This window comes from Cupriavidus sp. 05N39 (assembly GCF_056397325.1).
In genome coordinates, this window is sequence record NZ_JBFTNE010000067.1 from 12,807 (window position 1) to 28,670 (window position 15,864).

At 64.8% G+C, this 15,864-nt stretch carries 16 protein-coding genes; 7 read left to right on the forward strand and 9 right to left on the reverse strand.

Features of this window, described 5'->3' with window-relative positions; genetic code table 11:
* Positions 1-226 precede the first annotated feature (226 nt).
* The 5 genes from AC1DN0_RS27410 (at position 227) to AC1DN0_RS27430 (ending at position 5,484) form a co-directional block, all read left to right on the forward strand.
* Complete coding sequence (locus AC1DN0_RS27410) at positions 227-1,285, forward strand: beta-keto acid cleavage family enzyme (protein WP_441633960.1); 1,059 nt, start codon at positions 227-229, stop codon at positions 1,283-1,285.
* A gap of 191 nt (positions 1,286-1,476) precedes the next feature.
* The gene (locus AC1DN0_RS27415) at positions 1,477-2,478 is read left to right on the forward strand and encodes an AraC family transcriptional regulator (RefSeq protein ID WP_441633962.1); all 1,002 of its coding nucleotides are present in this window, start codon (positions 1,477-1,479) and stop codon (positions 2,476-2,478) included.
* A 292-nt stretch (positions 2,479-2,770) separates the two neighbouring features.
* Positions 2,771-3,745, forward strand: coding sequence for a quinone oxidoreductase family protein (locus AC1DN0_RS27420; RefSeq protein WP_441633964.1), 975 nt, complete (start codon positions 2,771-2,773; stop codon positions 3,743-3,745).
* 216 nt (positions 3,746-3,961) lie between these two features.
* Positions 3,962-4,804 (forward strand): TauD/TfdA dioxygenase family protein, encoded by an 843-nt coding sequence (locus AC1DN0_RS27425; protein WP_441633966.1) that lies wholly within the window; start codon positions 3,962-3,964, stop codon positions 4,802-4,804.
* Positions 4,805-4,914: 110 nt separating this feature from the next.
* Positions 4,915-5,484 carry an RBBP9/YdeN family alpha/beta hydrolase gene (locus AC1DN0_RS27430; protein WP_441633968.1) on the forward strand — a complete coding sequence of 190 codons (570 nt, stop codon included), beginning with the start codon at positions 4,915-4,917 and terminating at the stop codon, positions 5,482-5,484.
* A 68-nt stretch (positions 5,485-5,552) separates the two neighbouring features.
* On the opposite strand, the gene AC1DN0_RS27435 is transcribed toward AC1DN0_RS27430, so the two are convergent.
* Positions 5,553-5,936: a hypothetical protein gene (locus tag AC1DN0_RS27435; RefSeq protein ID WP_441633970.1), complete on the reverse strand. Its 384-nt coding sequence runs from the start codon at positions 5,934-5,936 to the stop codon at positions 5,553-5,555.
* 295 nt (positions 5,937-6,231) lie between these two features.
* Entirely contained in the window at positions 6,232-6,687 is a 456-nt protein-coding gene (locus AC1DN0_RS27440) for a CBS domain-containing protein (protein ID WP_045240429.1), read from the reverse strand.
* 259 nt (positions 6,688-6,946) lie between these two features.
* Between AC1DN0_RS27440 and AC1DN0_RS27445 the strand changes: the two genes are divergently transcribed.
* The gene (locus tag AC1DN0_RS27445; RefSeq protein ID WP_441633973.1) at positions 6,947-7,585 is read left to right on the forward strand and encodes a CDGSH iron-sulfur domain-containing protein; all 639 of its coding nucleotides are present in this window, start codon (positions 6,947-6,949) and stop codon (positions 7,583-7,585) included.
* On the opposite strand, the gene AC1DN0_RS27450 is transcribed toward AC1DN0_RS27445, so the two are convergent.
* The gene (locus tag AC1DN0_RS27450; protein WP_441633974.1) at positions 7,569-8,282 is read right to left on the reverse strand and encodes a TetR/AcrR family transcriptional regulator; all 714 of its coding nucleotides are present in this window, start codon (positions 8,280-8,282) and stop codon (positions 7,569-7,571) included. The two genes, AC1DN0_RS27445 and AC1DN0_RS27450, sit on opposite strands and share 17 nt — an antisense overlap.
* A 28-nt stretch (positions 8,283-8,310) precedes the next feature.
* Between AC1DN0_RS27450 and AC1DN0_RS27455 the strand changes: the two genes are divergently transcribed.
* Complete coding sequence (locus tag AC1DN0_RS27455; protein WP_441633976.1) at positions 8,311-9,444, forward strand: DUF2855 family protein; 1,134 nt, start codon at positions 8,311-8,313, stop codon at positions 9,442-9,444.
* Positions 9,445-9,524: 80 nt separating this feature from the next.
* On the opposite strand, the gene AC1DN0_RS27460 is transcribed toward AC1DN0_RS27455, so the two are convergent.
* The 6 genes from AC1DN0_RS27460 to AC1DN0_RS27485 form a co-directional block, all read right to left on the reverse strand.
* Positions 9,525-10,373 carry a PA4780 family RIO1-like protein kinase gene (locus AC1DN0_RS27460; RefSeq protein ID WP_035872477.1) on the reverse strand — a complete coding sequence of 283 codons (849 nt, stop codon included), beginning with the start codon at positions 10,371-10,373 and terminating at the stop codon, positions 9,525-9,527.
* Positions 10,374-10,455: 82 nt separating this feature from the next.
* A complete protein-coding gene (gene dbpA, locus AC1DN0_RS27465; protein WP_441633978.1) occupies positions 10,456-11,877 on the reverse strand; it encodes an ATP-dependent RNA helicase DbpA in 1,422 nt (473 codons plus the stop codon).
* 34 nt (positions 11,878-11,911) lie between these two features.
* Positions 11,912-12,802 (reverse strand): DUF72 domain-containing protein, encoded by an 891-nt coding sequence (locus AC1DN0_RS27470; RefSeq protein WP_441633980.1) that lies wholly within the window; start codon positions 12,800-12,802, stop codon positions 11,912-11,914.
* Positions 12,803-12,867: 65 nt separating this feature from the next.
* Entirely contained in the window at positions 12,868-14,028 is a 1,161-nt protein-coding gene (locus tag AC1DN0_RS27475) for a beta propeller repeat protein (RefSeq protein ID WP_441633982.1), read from the reverse strand.
* Between the two features lie 87 nt (positions 14,029-14,115).
* Complete coding sequence (locus tag AC1DN0_RS27480) at positions 14,116-14,385, reverse strand: ubiquitin family protein (RefSeq protein WP_035872484.1); 270 nt, start codon at positions 14,383-14,385, stop codon at positions 14,116-14,118.
* Between the two features lie 150 nt (positions 14,386-14,535).
* Complete coding sequence (locus AC1DN0_RS27485) at positions 14,536-15,855, reverse strand: MFS transporter (protein ID WP_045240421.1); 1,320 nt, start codon at positions 15,853-15,855, stop codon at positions 14,536-14,538.
* Positions 15,856-15,864: the final 9 nt, after the last annotated feature.

The window sequence follows — 15,864 nt, forward strand, 5'->3', positions numbered from 1 at the left end:
CTGCGGCCCGGCTCTGATATGGCCTTCGGGCAAATTCTAGTGGGCTCGCTCATCCGGGCGCTTTGCATCGCACGACAGAATCTTGCGGATCGCGACAACCGGTGTGCCGGCTGGCCCTTGTCCCAAGTAAGCAATTGAATGTCCCGGATTAGCAAGCGGGAATGGCTTGTGCCCAAGATACTCAGGGGACCAAACCGATAGCAGCCCTTCCCCCTGGAGAACCACCATGAATTTCCTCGACGGCCACTTCTTCCCCGAAAACCAGCAGCCCCTGATCATCACGGCCGCGCCCTATGCACCCGGCTGGTTGCCTGACGACTTTCCCGAGGACATCCCGGTCACGATGGAAGACCAGATCCAGAAGGCGGTGGACTGCTACAACGCCGGTGCCACGGTGCTGCACCTGCACGTGCGTGAACTCGATGGCCGGGGCAGCAAGCGCTTGTCCAAGTTCAACGAACTGATCGCCGGCGTGCGCAAGGCGGTGCCCGAGATGATCATCCAGGTCGGCGGTTCCATCTCCTTCGCCCCCGAGAACGATGGCCAGGCCGCCAAGTGGCTGTCTGACGATACCCGCCACATGCTGGCCGACCTGGAGCCCACGCCGGACCAGGTCACGGTGACCGTCAACACCTCGCAAATGAACGTCACCGATCAGGCCGAGGATGCGGATTTCGCGGGCACCTCGCGCGCGAACCCTGCCATCTTCGGCGCCTACAAGGAAATGACAGTGCCTGCGCAGCCAGGATGGGTGGAGGAGCACGTCCGCCGCCTGACGGCCAAGGGCATCCAGAGTGCATTCCAGTGCTACAACCTCAACAGCTTCGAGTCGGTGGAGCGATTGATGCGCCGCGGCTTCTACAAGGGCCCGCTGGTCATGAACTGGGTGGCCATCGCCGGCGGCATGGATACGCCCAATGTCTACAGCCTCGGCAACTTCATGCGCGCGGTGCCCGATGGCGCGGTCGTCACGGTGGAAAGCAACGTGCGCAACGTGCTGCCGGTCAACATGATGGGAATTGCCATGGGCTTGCACGTGCGCTGCGGCACCGAGGACTGCCTGTGGAACCAGTCGCGCACGGAGAAAATCAGCACCGTGAAGCAGATCGAGCAACTGGTGCGCATCTCGCGCGAGTTCGGCCGCGAGATCGCCACCGCGAAGCAGGCGCGCGAGATCTCCAGGATCGGTGTTTTCTACGACACGGTGGAGGAATCCCTGCAGGAGAACGGTTTCGCGCCAAATCGCAACGGCGGCAACCAGGGCTTCCTGCGCAAGACGTTCTGAGCGCGGGTCCGGGCGACGGGCCAACTACTAAGATATAGCAGGCTTGACACGGCCCGTACGCTTGGATACCGTCAGCGGCAACAACGCGGCTGCAACGCCGCGCCGCCGGCCAGTGATGAATTGTATGCGCAGTAGCTCCTCGCCTGGGCGGCCAAGGATTCAGCCGCCAAAGGATTCGCCCGAGTGATCACATGAGTACTCTGATTCGCAGCGCCCTCCTGGTCAAGTACTCCGAGATTGCCCGGACCTTGGGTGTCGACCCGGAGCGCATGATCCACCACGTCGGGGCCGACCGGTCTTGTATCCTTTCGCCGGACCTGCATGTTCCGGAGTCATGGCTGGCAAAGGTGCTCGAATCCACCGAGCAGGCGTCCAGTTGCACTTCCGTCGGCCTGCTGATGGCCGAAGCCTGGCGGCTGTCCGATTTCGGTCCCGTCAGCCTGCTGCTCCAGCACCAGCCGACGCTGCGTCATGCACTGGGGCAGTTGGAGACGTATCGTCACCTGCTGAGCGAATCCGTTACCGTCCACGTTGAGGAAATCGATGATATCGCCATCGTCCATCAGCAGCTGATTACGGAAAGGCCGAATCCTGGCAGGCAGCCTGTGGAGCTTTCGGTCGGCGCGCTGCTGTGCCTGATGAAATCGATGCTTGGGGGAAGGTGGAAGCCGCGCAGCGTACACTTCTCGCATCTCGCGCCYGCAAGTCTTCATATCCACCATCGGCTGTTCGACACGAGAGTCGAATTTGGCTGCGACTTTGACGGCATCATCCTGGACCGTCAGGACCTTGACCGGCGCAATCCGCTGGGCGACGTGAACCTATCCCGCTACGCCAAGGAGTTGCTCGACCAGAATTTGCTCGGCAGACAGGTTTCCATGGCGTCCAATGTGCGCCGCGCGGTCCACCTGCTCTTGCCGCAGGGGCGAAGCGGCATTGACAAGGTCGGCGAGAAGCTCGGGTTGAGCGCCCGCACGCTGCAACGCCGGCTCGAACAGGAAGGCGAAGAGTTCTCCTCCCTGGTGAACGAGGTCCGGCGCAGCCTGGCCATCCGCTACCTTGGGGACCAGCGATATCCCGTGTCCCAGGTCGCGCTCCTGGTTGGATTCTCCGAGGTAAGTACCTTCTCTCGCTGGTTCAGCGCGCAATTTGGCAAGTCGCCGACTCGCTGGCGAGGCGACTTGCTCGTGTGACCGGGCGGGCCTTGTCACTACTGTGGCCCTCCCCCTGAGCGGCTGATCCGCATCGATACCCCGGGCCAGCCACCACCCATCGATACTCACCATCAAGACTCGCCATCCATGCCCGCCATCTGACTGACGGCTGCTCGGGTCCCACCCGTGCATGGCTGTCACGATTGGCCAAGTTGTGGCGCGTCCCGTCAAGCGGCCGAGGGTGGAACTGCCGAGAATCCCTGAGCGTCAGGGCTCAGGAGCGATGGCCGTGCATTTGTCTGGTCTCCTGGGCCATTAAACAGGAGACAGGATGAAAGCAGTACGCGTAATACCAGGCGCCGACGGTGGCCGGCTCGAGGTGCAGGATATTCCCGTTCCGAATCCGGGTCCCAATGAAGTGCTGGTCCGGGTCTTTGCGTCGGGCATCAACTTTGGCGAGATCAAGTACATGCGGGAGCATCGGGCTGGCAACCCGATGACCCCTGGCGTCGAGTTTGCGGGCGAGGTCGTCCGCGTCGGCGAGCAGGTCGGCGGCTGGCGTGAAGGCGACCGGGTGATGGGCCATGGCCGCGGCTGCCACGCACAATATGTTGTCGCCGCCCCGCTGGCGCTGATGCCGGTCCCGGAGGATGTCTCGTGGATCGATGCGGCCGCCTTTCCCAATGTGTTCATCACCGCCCATGACGCGCTGATCACCAACGGCGAACTGAAAGCAGGCCAATCGGTGTTTATCAATGGCGCCTCCGGCGGTGTGGGCATGGCCGCCATCATGATTGCGGCCGCACTGGGTGCCAGCCCTGTGATCGCCTCGTCGCGGTCGGCGGCAAAGCTGGACCGCCTGGCGGGCTTCGGGGTGGACGCTGGCATCAATGCATCCCGTGATTCGCAAGTGGAAACCATCATGGCGGCCACCGGCAAGCGTGGCGTGGACGTCATCATCGATACCATCGGCGGCACGGTATTCGAGGACCACATCAAGAGCCTCGCGGTAAAGGGGCGCCTGGTCAATCTCGCGAGACTGGGTGGGGCTAGCACTGCACAGGTCGATATCAACCTGCTGTGGCTGAATCGCCTGAAGCTGATCGGTGCGACGTTCCGCACGCGCACCGAGCAGGAACGTCTCGATTGCATCCAGGCATGCGCACGCGACCTGTTGCCGTTTTTCCGCAAAGGCAAGCTCCGCCTCCCGATCGACCGAACCTTCCCGATGGATTCGATCGCCGACGCCTACGCGTACATCGCGAGCGGCCAGCACATGGGCAAGATCGTGCTCATTGCCGATTAACTGGTGAAACTGGCCAGTTGCCACTGATCGCCAGGCCACGAATCCCCACCCGCGCGAATTGGCTCGAATTGGCCCCTGAAAGGGCATTGGCGCGACTCGCCAAATTGTGGCGCGATGGGTCAAGCGCGTGAGGCGGCTAGTGCCGACAATCAAATCCAAGCTATCCGCTGCCCGCTGGCGGGCCTGTCAAACTCATACGCCAAAGGAAAATTCGCCATGCATATCAATCCGCTCACCTGCTCGATTGGTGCCGAACTGTCGGGTGTGAGTCTCGCCGATGTGGCGCGGGACGATTCGCTGTTCGCCGAGATCAAGGCACTACTGTTGAAGCACCGGGTGCTGTTCTTCCGGGACCAGGACATTACACGCGCCGACCATGTTGCGTTCGCCAGGCGCTTCGGTGACCTGGAAGACCACCCTGTCAACAATACGGTGCCGGGATACCCTGGCCTGATCGAGATCTACAAGAGTGACAAGCGGGACCACTTCGAGAACACCTACCACACCGATGCGTCGTGGCGGGCGAGCCCGCCCAAGGGCGCGGTGCTGCGCTGCATTTCGTGTCCGGAGGTGGGTGGCGACACCATTTGGGTGAACATGGTGGACGCGTACAAGAACTTGCCGGAAGAGATCAAGCAGAAGATTGCGGGCCTGCGTGCCAAGCACGGGATCGAGCATTCGTTTGGCGCGATCATGACGACGGAGGAGCGGGAGGAACTGGTGCGGAAGAACCCGCTGGTGGACCACCCGGTGGTCAGGACGCACCCTGAGACGGGAGAAAAGATCCTGTACGTGGGGCCGTTCGCGACACACTTCATCAACTACCATACACCGGAGAATGTGCGCGTCGGGCAGGACAAGACCCCGGGCGCGAGCCTGCTGCTGAACTACCTGCTCAGCCAGGCGGCGATTCCGGAGTACCAGGTGCGCTTTCGCTGGAAGCCGAACAGTGTCGCTATCTGGGACAACGTGGCGACACAGCACTACGCGGTCAGCGACTACTGGCCGGCGCCGCGCAGGATGGAGCGCGCCACCATCAAGGGCGATCGTCCGTTCTGAAGATGTCGCGCGCGCCGTCCGGCGCGTCCCCACGCTCGACGGCTCGCCACTGCTTGATTCTGGATGGCGGCTTCGGCAAGACATCCAAACTTAACGAGGAACCCGGATCCATGACCTCCAGAAAGCTGCCCACGGTTGTGATTGTCCCTGGCCTTCGCGATCACATGCCGGATCACTGGCAAACGCTGCTGGCTGAGCGTATTCAGGAAATTGGAGGCGCGGCGCACATCGTGCCCCAGATCGACCAGGACAAGAGGCTGTGCAGCGCGCGAGTAGCCAACCTCGATCGCGTCGTGAGCGGCATCGATGGCCCGATCATCCTGGTTGCCCATAGCGTCGGGGTTCTGATCACTGTTCACTGGGCACAGCAAACGAAGCGCGAAATCAAGGGGGCGCTGCTGGCCGCGCCCCCCGATTACGACACGCCGCTGCCGGCCGGTTACTCCGATCCGCAGACGCTGGCAACGAATGGCTGGACACCGGTGCCGCGCGAGCGCCTGCCGTTTCCAAGCATCGTAGTCGGCAGCCGCAACGACCCTATCGGTGAGTTCGAGCGAATCCGCGAGCTCGCGCAGGCCTGGGGCAGCCGCTTCGTCGACGCCGGCGAAGTTGGCCATCTCTCGCCGGCCGATGGATATGGCGCGTGGCCGATGGCAGAGGCATTGATTCGGGAGTTTTAAGCAGCTGGATGGGCTTCAGCTGTCAGATGCAGTGAAGCCTGCGCGGACCATTCCATGACGGCAAGCGCCTATTGCAGCATGCCGGGAGGCAATACGCTCAACCCTGAAACACCACTCGACGTTGCCCTGCGTTGACTCCTGAGGACACCGTTCTCGTCGAACTCGAAAAGGACCGTGGACGATCTGATCTCCCCTCCGGCAAAGAGCGGACCAATGAACGGAATAAAGCTCTCAGGGTGGGTGTGGGAGGTCGCAAATGAATAGATCAGTATCGTTGATCCGTTATTCAGTGCCGCCTGGGATGTAGGCGCCCCAAGCTGCGCCGTCACGTCGTCAAGGGTGGAGAAACCGAGCATGAAGTCCGACAATTGCTCCTGCTTCACGTCGATGCCCGTCGATACACAGGCGACCAACATGGCGCAAGTCACAATCAGTGCGTGAACACGCTTCATGTCGCCACCGCGGTACATTTTGTGCCGTGACTGAAAACGTCCTGAAGGCCATCTTGCCAGCCTGGCCGCGCGTTGCATCCGGCACCGTATTCAAAGAATACGCCTTTGTTGAACGCTTCGCTGACGCTCCCGGTTGGCCACGCCTGGACAGCAGATCCAGGCTGCCAAGGGGAACGCCCGCGCCGAGGGATTTCCCTCACTGTCCTGGCAAGACGAGAAGTAAGCCGCCCCCCACAGGGGGCGTGAAACTGTCGTTTACGTCAAGCCTTTGACATTGCCCTCGGCCAGCCTCCAATTAAACCTGCGGATGCGCGGTCCCCGTAATGTAATGCTCCAGCTGCTCAATAATGAACCTCTGCTCCGAAATAATATCCTTCACCAGATCCCCGATCGACAACATCCCGATCAGCTTGTCCCCATCCATCACCGGCAAGTGCCTCAACCGATGCTGGGTCATCAACGCCATGCACTCATCGGTACTCTGATCCCCCCGCACATAAATCACCGCCGACGTCATGATGTCGCGCACAAACGTCTCCCGCGACGTGCGCTGCATCAGGATCACCTTGCGCGCATAGTCCCGCTCGCTCAGGATGCCGACGATCTGGCTCTCGCCGCGCTCGATCACCAGCAGCGCGCCGATGCCTTTCTCCGCCATCAACTGCAGCGCGGCATAAACCGTGGCGCCGGGAGGAATACTGTAGATAGCCTGGGTTGGTTTGGACTCAAGAACCTGCCTTGCAGTTTTCATACCCACTCCTTGTTCGATCCCAAAGGATTGCAAACCAGACCCGCGCGGAATAGCGGGAGCGCCTGACAGGGCACCTGCGCGTGCGCCGCTGCCTGTAGCTTTCAGATTAGCATCCCCCGCGCGCGCCTTACAGGGTGACGCACACGAATCTTTGTAAAAAGACAAAGCTGCCGAAAAGCGCTGCGCAAACCCGCCGGCAGGCGCTATAAAGGAGAGGGAGCGCGCTATATGGCGCGCGCACTGCGCAGGAGGGCCAGCCATGGCCACCGAGTCCGTTGCCGGAAAGCGCGTCATCGTCCTCTTCGATGACAGCCGTTGCATCCATTCGCGCCACTGTACGCTGGACCGCCCGGACGTCTTCGTACCCGGCGTGGAGGGCCAGTGGATCCATCCGGACAACGCCACCGCCGAGGAAATCGCCGAGATCGCGCACAACTGTCCGTCAGGCGCGATCGGCTACCAGACCCGCGACGACTCCCCGGGCGAGGCCGCGCCCCTGGTCAACGTGGCGCGCGTGCTTGAGAACGGCCCGCTGGCGCTGCGCGCCGCCATCGCCATTGACGGCCAGCCCGCCGGCTTTCGCCTCACGCTGTGCCGCTGCGGCGCGTCGCGCAACAAGCCCTTCTGCGACACCAGCCACGCCGGCGCGGGCTTCACCGCCAGCGGCGAGCCCGCCACCGTGGAATCGGCGCCGCTGGCGCAACGCGACGGGCCGCTCGATATCCACCCGATTCCCAACGGACCGCTGCGCATCAAGGGCAATCTCGAAGTCATCAGCGGCACCGGCAGAACCGTCAACCGCATGACCGAGGCCTGGCTATGCCGCTGCGGCCACTCGGGCAACAAGCCGTTCTGCGACGGCACGCACAAGAAGGTGGGGTTCAGGAGCGATCAGTAACATCGGCGCCAAGCGGCGGCGCATCTCCCAGCGCCAGCAGGCAAAGCCGCTCCATCTGCGTCACCCACGCCGCCCGCGATGACTCGTCGGCCTGCAGCAAGAGCCGATAGCGGCGCGCACCCCAGACCGCTTGCAGCAGGCTCTGCACGGTGGCGGCATCCGGCGCGCGCGGCAGATCCGGGCATGCCGCCAGCGTTTGCTGCCAGGTCGCGCACAACTCGTCGAACACGCGGCGATGATGCTTGGTCTCGGCGATGCGCGCCTCCAGCATCAGCATCTCATGCTCGAAACCCTCCAGCGCGGCATCGTCCGCGCCACAGGTCAGCCGCACCAGGCGCCGGATGCGCGTGGCCCAGTCCAGCCCGGCCGCGTTCACCGCCTCGGCGTCGATGCGCGCCAGCATCGACTCGATGGTGTGCCGCACATAGCCGGAGAGCAGTGCCTCCTTGTTGGGGAAGTACTCGTACAGGGTACCCACGGAGCAACCGGCTTCCAGCGCCACCGCGCGCGTGGTCACGCCGTCCCAGCCGCGCACGCGCCATATCCGAACAAAAGCCTCGTAAATGGCGTTCACGGTAAAGCGTGCGCGTCGCTGCGACGGGCGTTTCAGCGGCCTGGCCGGCGCTGGCGCCGCATCGGACGCGGCACCCGCGTTTCCGAACCCGGCGGCCGGCTTGCGGCGATACATTGGTGGCATCGACCTCGACGGTAATTAAGGAGACAAGATGGAACACACGGGCCAAGGCGACAATGCGGAACAATCGCTCAGGGTAATCCGCCTGCTGACTCGCAAGCATGCCCTAAACGAAAGCCGGCTGGAAGCGCGCCAGGAACGCATCGACGCCGCCCCCGGCGAAGTCCTGCTGAAGATCGACCGCTTCGCGCTCACCACCAACAACATCACCTACGCCGCCTTCGGCGACGCCATGAACTACTGGCAGTTCTTTCCCACCGGGCAAGAGGAATGGGGACACATGCCGGTGTGGGGCTTCGCCGACGTGGTCGCCAGCGGCGTTCCCGGCGTGGAGGCGGGCGAGCGCTTCTATGGCTATTTCCCTATCGCCAGCCATATCCGCATGCAGCCCGAGCGCGTCACCGTGCGCGGCTTCTACGATGGCAGCGAGCATCGCAGGCCGCTGACCTCCGCCTACAACCAGTACACCCGCGTGGTCAACGACGCCGCCTACGCGCCGGAGCTGGAAAACTACCAGATGCTGTACCGGCCTCTGTTCATCACGTCGTTCATGCTGGCCGACTTCCTTGAGGACAACCGCTTCTTCGGCGCGACCCGGCTGGTGGTATCCAGTGCCTCCAGCAAGACGGCCTACGGCACCGCCTTCTGCCTGCGCGACCTCCCCGGCATCTCGCTGGCGGCCATCACCTCCGGGCGCAACCGCCCCTTCGTCGAGGGCCTGGGCTGCTACGCGGAAGTGGTCAGCTACGACACGCTGGAAACGCTTGCCAACGACGAGCCCACGCTCTATGTGGACTTCTCGGGCGACGAAGCGCTGCGCGCGCGCGTGCATCACCACTTCGGCAGCGCGCTGGTGTACGACTGCTTCGCCGGCTCGGCGCAGAACACGGACTTCCTGCGCGACACCGGCCTGCCCGGACCCAAGCCCGAGTTCTATTTCGCGCCGGTGCAAATCCGCAAGCGCAATGCCGACTGGGGGCCCGAAGGCGTGAACCAGCGCTTCAATGCGGCGCAACGCGCATTTATCGATCACGTGAAGGCGCCGGGCAACGGCTGGTTGTCGCTGATCGAAGAGCAGGGCTTCGGCGCGGCGCAGGAGAGGATCGCCAGCCTGGTGGCAAGTGGGAGCGAGCCCAAAGAGGGGTATGTAGTGCGGATCGGATGATGCCGGTGCACTGATATGCGATGGGCCGGGGAGGCGCGGCGGACGAACATCGGGCTCGCCGCGCCACGATCACCCCCCCGTCACTCCGCGCTCTGCAGGTACCGCTGGCGCGCCTCTTCTTCCAGGCGCACGTCTTCCACTTCCTGCAGCACGGCTTCCACATCCACCGGCCGGTCATCCACCTCGACCCGCCCCGTCAGCTTCACGCCCGGATGCAGCAGGCCGGCCTGGTAAAGCGCCCAGATCTCCTTGCCGTACTGCGTATCGTTGAGTTCCGGCGCGAACTGGCCGAAGTAGAACGCGAGGTTGTCCACATCGCGTTCCAGCATCACGCTGGCATCGTTGTTGCCGGCGGCGTCCACCGCTTGCGGCAAGTCGATGATGACCGGCCCCTCGGCATCCACCAGGATATTGAATTCGGAGAGGTCGCCGTGCACCACGCCGGCGCACAGCATCAGGATCACCTGCCCGATCAGCGCCGCGTGGAACTCCAGCGCCAGCTCCGGGCTCAGCGCCACATCGTTCAGGCGCGGCGCGGCATTGCCATCGGCATCCACCACCAGTTCCATCAGCAGCACGCCCTCGAAGCACAGATGCGGCCTGGGCACCCGCACGCCCGCGGCGGCGAGGCGGTACAAGGCATCCACCTCGGCGTTGTGCCAGGCTTCCTCGGCCACCTTGCGCCCGTAGCGCGTGCCCTTTTCCATGGCGCGCGCCTGCCGGCTGCCCTTGACCTTGCGCCCTTCCTGGTAAGTCGCGGCCTGCCGGAAACTGCGCTGCGCGGCATCCTTGTAGACCTTGGCGCAACGGATCTCGCCGCCGCAGCGCACGACGTAGACCGTGGCTTCCTTGCCGCTCATCAGCTGGCGCACCACTTCGTCGACCAGGCCGTCCTCGACCAGCGGCTGCAGCCGCTTAGGCGTTTTCATCGGGATGCGCGGCAATGGCCATGCGCCATGCCTGTACGCACCCCACATCCGCGCATCGGGTACCGCAGCGTCGCCGCCACCGTTATTCCGTCAGCATGCGCACTTTCACGCGCTTGCCCTTTACCGTCCCGTCATTGAGCTTGCGCATCGCCTCGCGGCCGATCGAACGCTCGACCGCCACGTAGGTGGACATGTCCATCACGTTGATCTTGCCGATCTGGTGCTTGGCGTAGCCCGCGTCGCCGGTGAGCGCGCCGAGGATATCGCCGGGGCGCATCTTCTCCTTGCGCCCGCCGAGGATCTGCAGCGTGACCATGGGCGGCAGCAGGCGCTCGTTGCTGGCCGGGGCCAGTTCGGACAGCGGCTGCCATTCCATCTCGGTGCCCATGGCCTGTTCGATATTGCCCACGCGGCCCATCTCGTTCATGCTGGCCAGCGAGAGCGCCCAGCCGTCCTCGTCCGCGCGGCCGGTGCGGCCGATGCGGTGGACGTAGACCTCGGGGTCCGGCGTGACGTCGACGTTGATCACCGCTTCGAGCTGGGCGATGTCGAGGCCGCGCGCGGCCACGTCGGTGGCAACCAGCACGGAGCAGCTGCGGTTGGCAAACTGCACCAGCACCTGGTCGCGCTCGCGCTGTTCCAGCTCACCGTGCAGGGCCAGGGCTTCGAAGCCTTGCGCGCGCAGCAGGTCGACCAGGTCGCGGCAACGCGCCTTGGTGTTGCAGAAGGCCAGCGTGCTGACCGGGCGGTAATGGTTGAGCAACAGGCTTACGGCGTTGAGGCGGTCGCTGTCTTCCACCTCATAGAAGCGCTGGCGGATCTTGCTGTCGTCGTGCTGCTCCTCCAGCTTGATCTCGCGCGGCTTGCGCAGGAACTGCTGGCTGAGCCGGGCGATGCCTTCGGGATAGGTTGCCGAGAACAGCAGGGTCTGGCGCTCCTTGGGGCAGTGGCTCGCCACATAGGCGATGTCGTCGAAGAAGCCCATGTCGAGCATGCGGTCGGCTTCGTCCAGCACCAGGGTGTTGAGCGCATCCAGGTGCAGCGTACCGCGCTCCAGGTGATCCATGATGCGTCCGGGCGTGCCCACGGCAATATGTGCGCCATGCGCCAGGCTGTCGGCCTGGGGGCGCATCGGCGAGCCGCCGCACAGCGTCAGGATCTTGACGTTCTCTTCCGCGCGCGCCAGGCGGCGGATTTCCTGCGTGACCTGCTCGGCCAGCTCCCGCGTGGGGCACAGCACCAGCGCCTGCACGTCGAAACGGCGCGTATCCAGCCGGTTCAGCAGCGCCAGCGCGAAGGCGGCGGTCTTGCCGCTGCCGGTCTTGGCCTGCGCGATCAGGTCCTGGCCGGCCAGCGCGACCGGCAGGCTGGCGGCCTGGATCGGGGTCATGGTCTGGTAGCCGAGCTGCTCCAGCGTCGCCAGCGTGGCGGGCGAGAGGGGCAGTTTGGAGAAAGAGGCGCCGGCAGCGGCGGACGCTGCGGATTGGGTAGGGCTTGAGTTCATGCCGGATTATAACGGGCTTGCGCCCCTCCATCGTCTATCCACCCCTGGCATCGGCCTGCCATGGCGGCGCCTGCCACCCCAGCCGCGCCAGCAGCGCCTGCGCCGCCGCCGGCGCGCGCTCCTTGGCGCCGTTGATAAAGAAAACGAACACCTCACGCTTGCGCTTCGCCGCCGCCTTGCCGTCCACCCGCGGCAGGTCTTCCGGGATGCCGCCAGAGGCCCAGGCCCGCACCCGCTCGCCCCACGCATCGAGCGCCTTGGGCGCATAGCCGGTCTTCAGCTTCTCGCTGCTGCGCATCAGCCGCGCATAGACAAAATCCGCGGTGAGATCGGCGAAGGACGGAAACTTGTCCGAATCGGTGAAGACGGTGGCGGCCTTGTACTTGCGCGCAAGCTGGAGATAGTCCGGCGTCATGAAGCTCTCGTGCCGCACATCGAGCACATGGCGCAGTTCGCGGCCCTCGACCGAGGCAGGCAGCAGCGCAAGGAAGGCTTCGAAGTCTTCGGGGTCGAACTGTTTGGTGGGTGCGAATTGCCAGACGACAGGGCCGAGCTTGCCGCCCAGCTCGGCAATGCCGCTATCGATAAAACGCGCGATGGACTCGGCGGATTCCGCCAGCACCCGGCGGTTGGTGGCGAAGCGCGATGCCTTGAGCGCGAACACGAAGCCATCGGGCGTCTCGTCGCGCCATTTGGCGAAGGAGCTGCGCTTCTGGGTGCCGTGGTAGGTGCTGTTGATTTCGATGGCGGTGAGCTGGCGGCTGGCGTATTCGAGTTCCCGGCTTTGCGCCAGCCTGGCGGGATAGAAGTTGTCGCGCCATGGGGCGAAGTTCCAGCCGCCGATGCCGATGCGGGCGATGGCGCCGCCGGCGGCTTCGGGCGTCCTGGCGGCCTTTCCGGTTGTCTTCGCGCTTGCTTCAGCCATGCGTTCGCATCCTTTGTCTGGCGGTCGGTCCAGCAGTCGAAAGCGTCGGCGCGCGCTGGAAAGACTCAGGAGAAGCGCACGCAGTAAATCGGCGGCAGATGCGCCGAGAACAGCTTCCAGCGTTCCCCGCCGCTCTCCGAGATCCACAAGCCGCCGGTGGTGGAGCCCATGGCGAGGCGGTCGCCGCTATGGTCCACCGCCAGGCCGTGCCGGTAGACCAGGTCGTAGGCCGGCGCGTCGGGCAGTCCGTCGGAGAATACCTCGAAGCTGACCCCGCCGTCGCGCGTGCGCGTGACAGCCAGCCTGCCGTCTACCGGCACGCGGCATTCGTCCTTCACCGCCGGCACGAACCACGCGGTATTGGGCCGGCGCGGATGCGCCGCCACGGCAAAACCGAAGCTCGACGGCTGGGCATGCAAGCGTTGCCAGTGCACGCCGCCATCGCCGGAGCGGAAGATGCCGCCATGATGCTGCACCCACATGGCGTTCGGATGGCCGGCGCACTGCACCAGGCGGTGCGGGTCCTGGATATTGCCGTCCTCGCGCCGCTCCGGCGGCATGTAGTCGGCCACCATGCCGCTGGCGGTGCAGGTCCAGTTCTTGCCGCCGTCCCGGGTCTGCCAGACACCGCCGCACGATACGGCAACCGTGACGTGGCGGCTGTCGCGCGGATCCACGCAGATGGAATGGATCCCCGGCACATCGTAGCCACCGCCGAACCACTCGCTGCGTTCGGGGCGGTCCCAGAGCGGACGGTTCAGCGCCCAGGTCGCGCCGCCGTCGCCGGAGCGGAACAGCCCGCCCGGCAGGGTGCCGACCCAGAGCGCGCCGGGTTCATCGGTGCCGCCCGCTTCCATCGACCAGATCTGCTGCAAGGACCACGGCACCGGGGCCGGCGGGCCGGCCTGCGCCGTATCTCCGGTTTGCGCAGCGGCGGGTACGCCGTCCGGGGCGGATTCGTGGCGACGATCCGGCTCCGGCTGAGGCGGATAAACCGGCACCGAGCACACGCCCCACTCCGTGCCGCGCGCCCTGCGCCGCCACAGCTTGACGCCAAAGTGCCCAAGGTTGAGTGCCGCGTACAAGGTGCCGTCGCGCGGATCGGCCAGTACCATGCTGACCGGCTCGCCCAGGAAATGCACCGAGTCCTGCCGCCATGCGCCGGCGCTGTCGCGCCGCAATATGAACAAGCCCTTGCGCGTGCCAACGAAAAGCTGATCGCTCATGCTGGACTCCTGTCTACAGCGGCATGCCTTCGGCGCCCTGTTGTCAGCGGCCTGTTGTCAGCCTGTTGCCAACGGCAGCTTGCGCTGTCAACCGCCGGACAGCGCCTGCACCACAAAGATCTGGCTGCTCTCGCCCACGCGGTCGCTCAGGCGGCGGCGGTCGCGAATGGCGGAGCCATCGACAAACACGGCCAGGTGCCGGCGCAACTGCCCCTGATCGTCCAGGATATAGCCGCGCAGTTCCGGCTGCTCACTGAAAGCCCGTTCCAGCGCGGCACACACGGTAGCCGCGCAGACCTCGCGTTCCGGGCTGGGGACATGGCGCTGGATGGCGGCGGCAAAGACAAGACGTGGCATGGTTGCTGGCTAGCGAGGGGACCGCTGGCAGAGTATGCGAACGTCTTGCAGTGTAGGAAATCCTGCGGGGAGTGCGCGTGCGATCGCACTCCCCACCCGGAACGGATGCACTATCGGTCACGCCGCGCGCATCCCGCAATGCAACACGCTTCAGGCGGCCTTCCCTTCCTGGCCCTGGCGCAGCCGGGTGCTGGCAATCGCAGCCAGCACCAGCATCCCCGCGATGATCAGCAGGCCGTTCTTCGTGCTGCCCGTGGTCTGCTCGATCACCCCCATCACGGACGGGCCGATAAAGCCGCCGACCAGCCCGCAGGTGTTGACCAGCGCCAGCCCGCCAGCCAGCGCCACGCCGGCAAGACGGGACGACGGAAAGAGGAAGATGACCGACTGCACCACGAAGAACATCGATGCCGTCAGGCTGAAGCCCACCATGGCCACCACTGGCCCGGCATACGCCGCGAGCAGCAGGCCGGCGGACATGACGGCAAGCCCCGCGATCAGCATGCGGCGGCAGCGCCGCGGGTTGCTGGCGAAGCGCGGCAGCGCCGCCGCGCCGATGGCCGCCGCGATCCACGGCACGGAATTGAGCAGGCCGATTTGCAGCGGCGACAGCTTGCCATAGGTGCCGATGATGCCCGGCAGGAAGAAGATCACGGTGTAGATGCTGATCTGGTGGCAGAAGTACACGAAGATCGCGAGCCAGATCTGGCGATCGGCCAGGCAGCCCCGGAACGAATGCCCGACGTGCCCGGCGGCCGCTTCCTCGGCTTGCTCCGCCGCCAGGCGGCGTTCCACCTCGCGGGATTCTTCGGGCGACAGCCAGGTCGCGGTGGCGGGGCCGTCCGGCAGCTTCTTCCACACGACAAATGCAAACGCCACCGCCGGCAGGCCTTCCAGGACGAACATCCACTGCCAGCCGCGCCAGCCCAGCACGCCGTCCATTTGCAGCAGCGCGCCGCCAAGCGGTCCGCTGAGGATGTTGGCAATGCATACGCCCAGCAGGAAGTACCCGGTCGCGCGCGCCCGCTCCTTGCGGCCGAACCAGTATGTCAGGTAGAGCATCACGCCGGGGAACAGGCCCGCTTCCGCCGCGCCGAGCAGCAGGCGCATCACGTAGAACGAGGTCTCGCCGCTGACAAAGGCCATGCCGGTGGACAGCAATCCCCAGGTGATCATGATGCGCGTGATCCAGAAGCGCGCCCCTACCTTGTGCATGATCAGGTTGCTGGGCACTTCCAGCAGCGCGTAGCTGAGAAAGAACAAGCCCGCGCCCAGGCCGTAAGCCGCCGCGGAGATACCCAGGTCGACCGCGATGTGGCTCTTCGCCAGCGCGATATTGGTGCGATCGAGGAAGCTGATCACATAAGCCAGCACCAGCAGCGGCATCAGCTTCCTGAACAGCAGCGCGTTCAGCGAGCGCTGATCGGCAAGCGGCGCTTCTCGTGCGGTTTGCACATAGGTGGTAGACATGAATGGTGT

Excerpts from the sequence above, each read along its gene's own strand:
- AC1DN0_RS27410 (WP_441633960.1), top strand. The coding sequence starts at position 227 with ATGAATTTCCTCGACGGCCACTTCTTCCCCGAAAACCAGCAGCCCCTG.
- AC1DN0_RS27420 (WP_441633964.1), top strand. The coding sequence starts at position 2,771 with ATGAAAGCAGTACGCGTAATACCAGGCGCCGACGGTGGCCGGCTCGAG.
- AC1DN0_RS27425 (WP_441633966.1), top strand. The coding sequence starts at position 3,962 with ATGCATATCAATCCGCTCACCTGCTCGATTGGTGCCGAACTGTCGGGT.
- AC1DN0_RS27430 (WP_441633968.1), top strand. The coding sequence starts at position 4,915 with ATGACCTCCAGAAAGCTGCCCACGGTTGTGATTGTCCCTGGCCTTCGC.
- AC1DN0_RS27435 (WP_441633970.1), bottom strand. The coding sequence starts at position 5,936 with ATGAAGCGTGTTCACGCACTGATTGTGACTTGCGCCATGTTGGTCGCC.
- AC1DN0_RS27440 (WP_045240429.1), bottom strand. The coding sequence starts at position 6,687 with ATGAAAACTGCAAGGCAGGTTCTTGAGTCCAAACCAACCCAGGCTATC.
- AC1DN0_RS27445 (WP_441633973.1), top strand. The coding sequence starts at position 6,947 with ATGGCCACCGAGTCCGTTGCCGGAAAGCGCGTCATCGTCCTCTTCGAT.
- AC1DN0_RS27450 (WP_441633974.1), bottom strand. The coding sequence starts at position 8,282 with ATGCCACCAATGTATCGCCGCAAGCCGGCCGCCGGGTTCGGAAACGCG.
- AC1DN0_RS27455 (WP_441633976.1), top strand. The coding sequence starts at position 8,311 with ATGGAACACACGGGCCAAGGCGACAATGCGGAACAATCGCTCAGGGTA.
- AC1DN0_RS27460 (WP_035872477.1), bottom strand. The coding sequence starts at position 10,373 with ATGAAAACGCCTAAGCGGCTGCAGCCGCTGGTCGAGGACGGCCTGGTC.
- dbpA (WP_441633978.1), bottom strand. The coding sequence starts at position 11,877 with ATGAACTCAAGCCCTACCCAATCCGCAGCGTCCGCCGCTGCCGGCGCC.
- AC1DN0_RS27470 (WP_441633980.1), bottom strand. The coding sequence starts at position 12,802 with ATGGCTGAAGCAAGCGCGAAGACAACCGGAAAGGCCGCCAGGACGCCC.
- AC1DN0_RS27475 (WP_441633982.1), bottom strand. The coding sequence starts at position 14,028 with ATGAGCGATCAGCTTTTCGTTGGCACGCGCAAGGGCTTGTTCATATTG.
- AC1DN0_RS27480 (WP_035872484.1), bottom strand. The coding sequence starts at position 14,385 with ATGCCACGTCTTGTCTTTGCCGCCGCCATCCAGCGCCATGTCCCCAGC.
- AC1DN0_RS27485 (WP_045240421.1), bottom strand. The coding sequence starts at position 15,855 with ATGTCTACCACCTATGTGCAAACCGCACGAGAAGCGCCGCTTGCCGAT.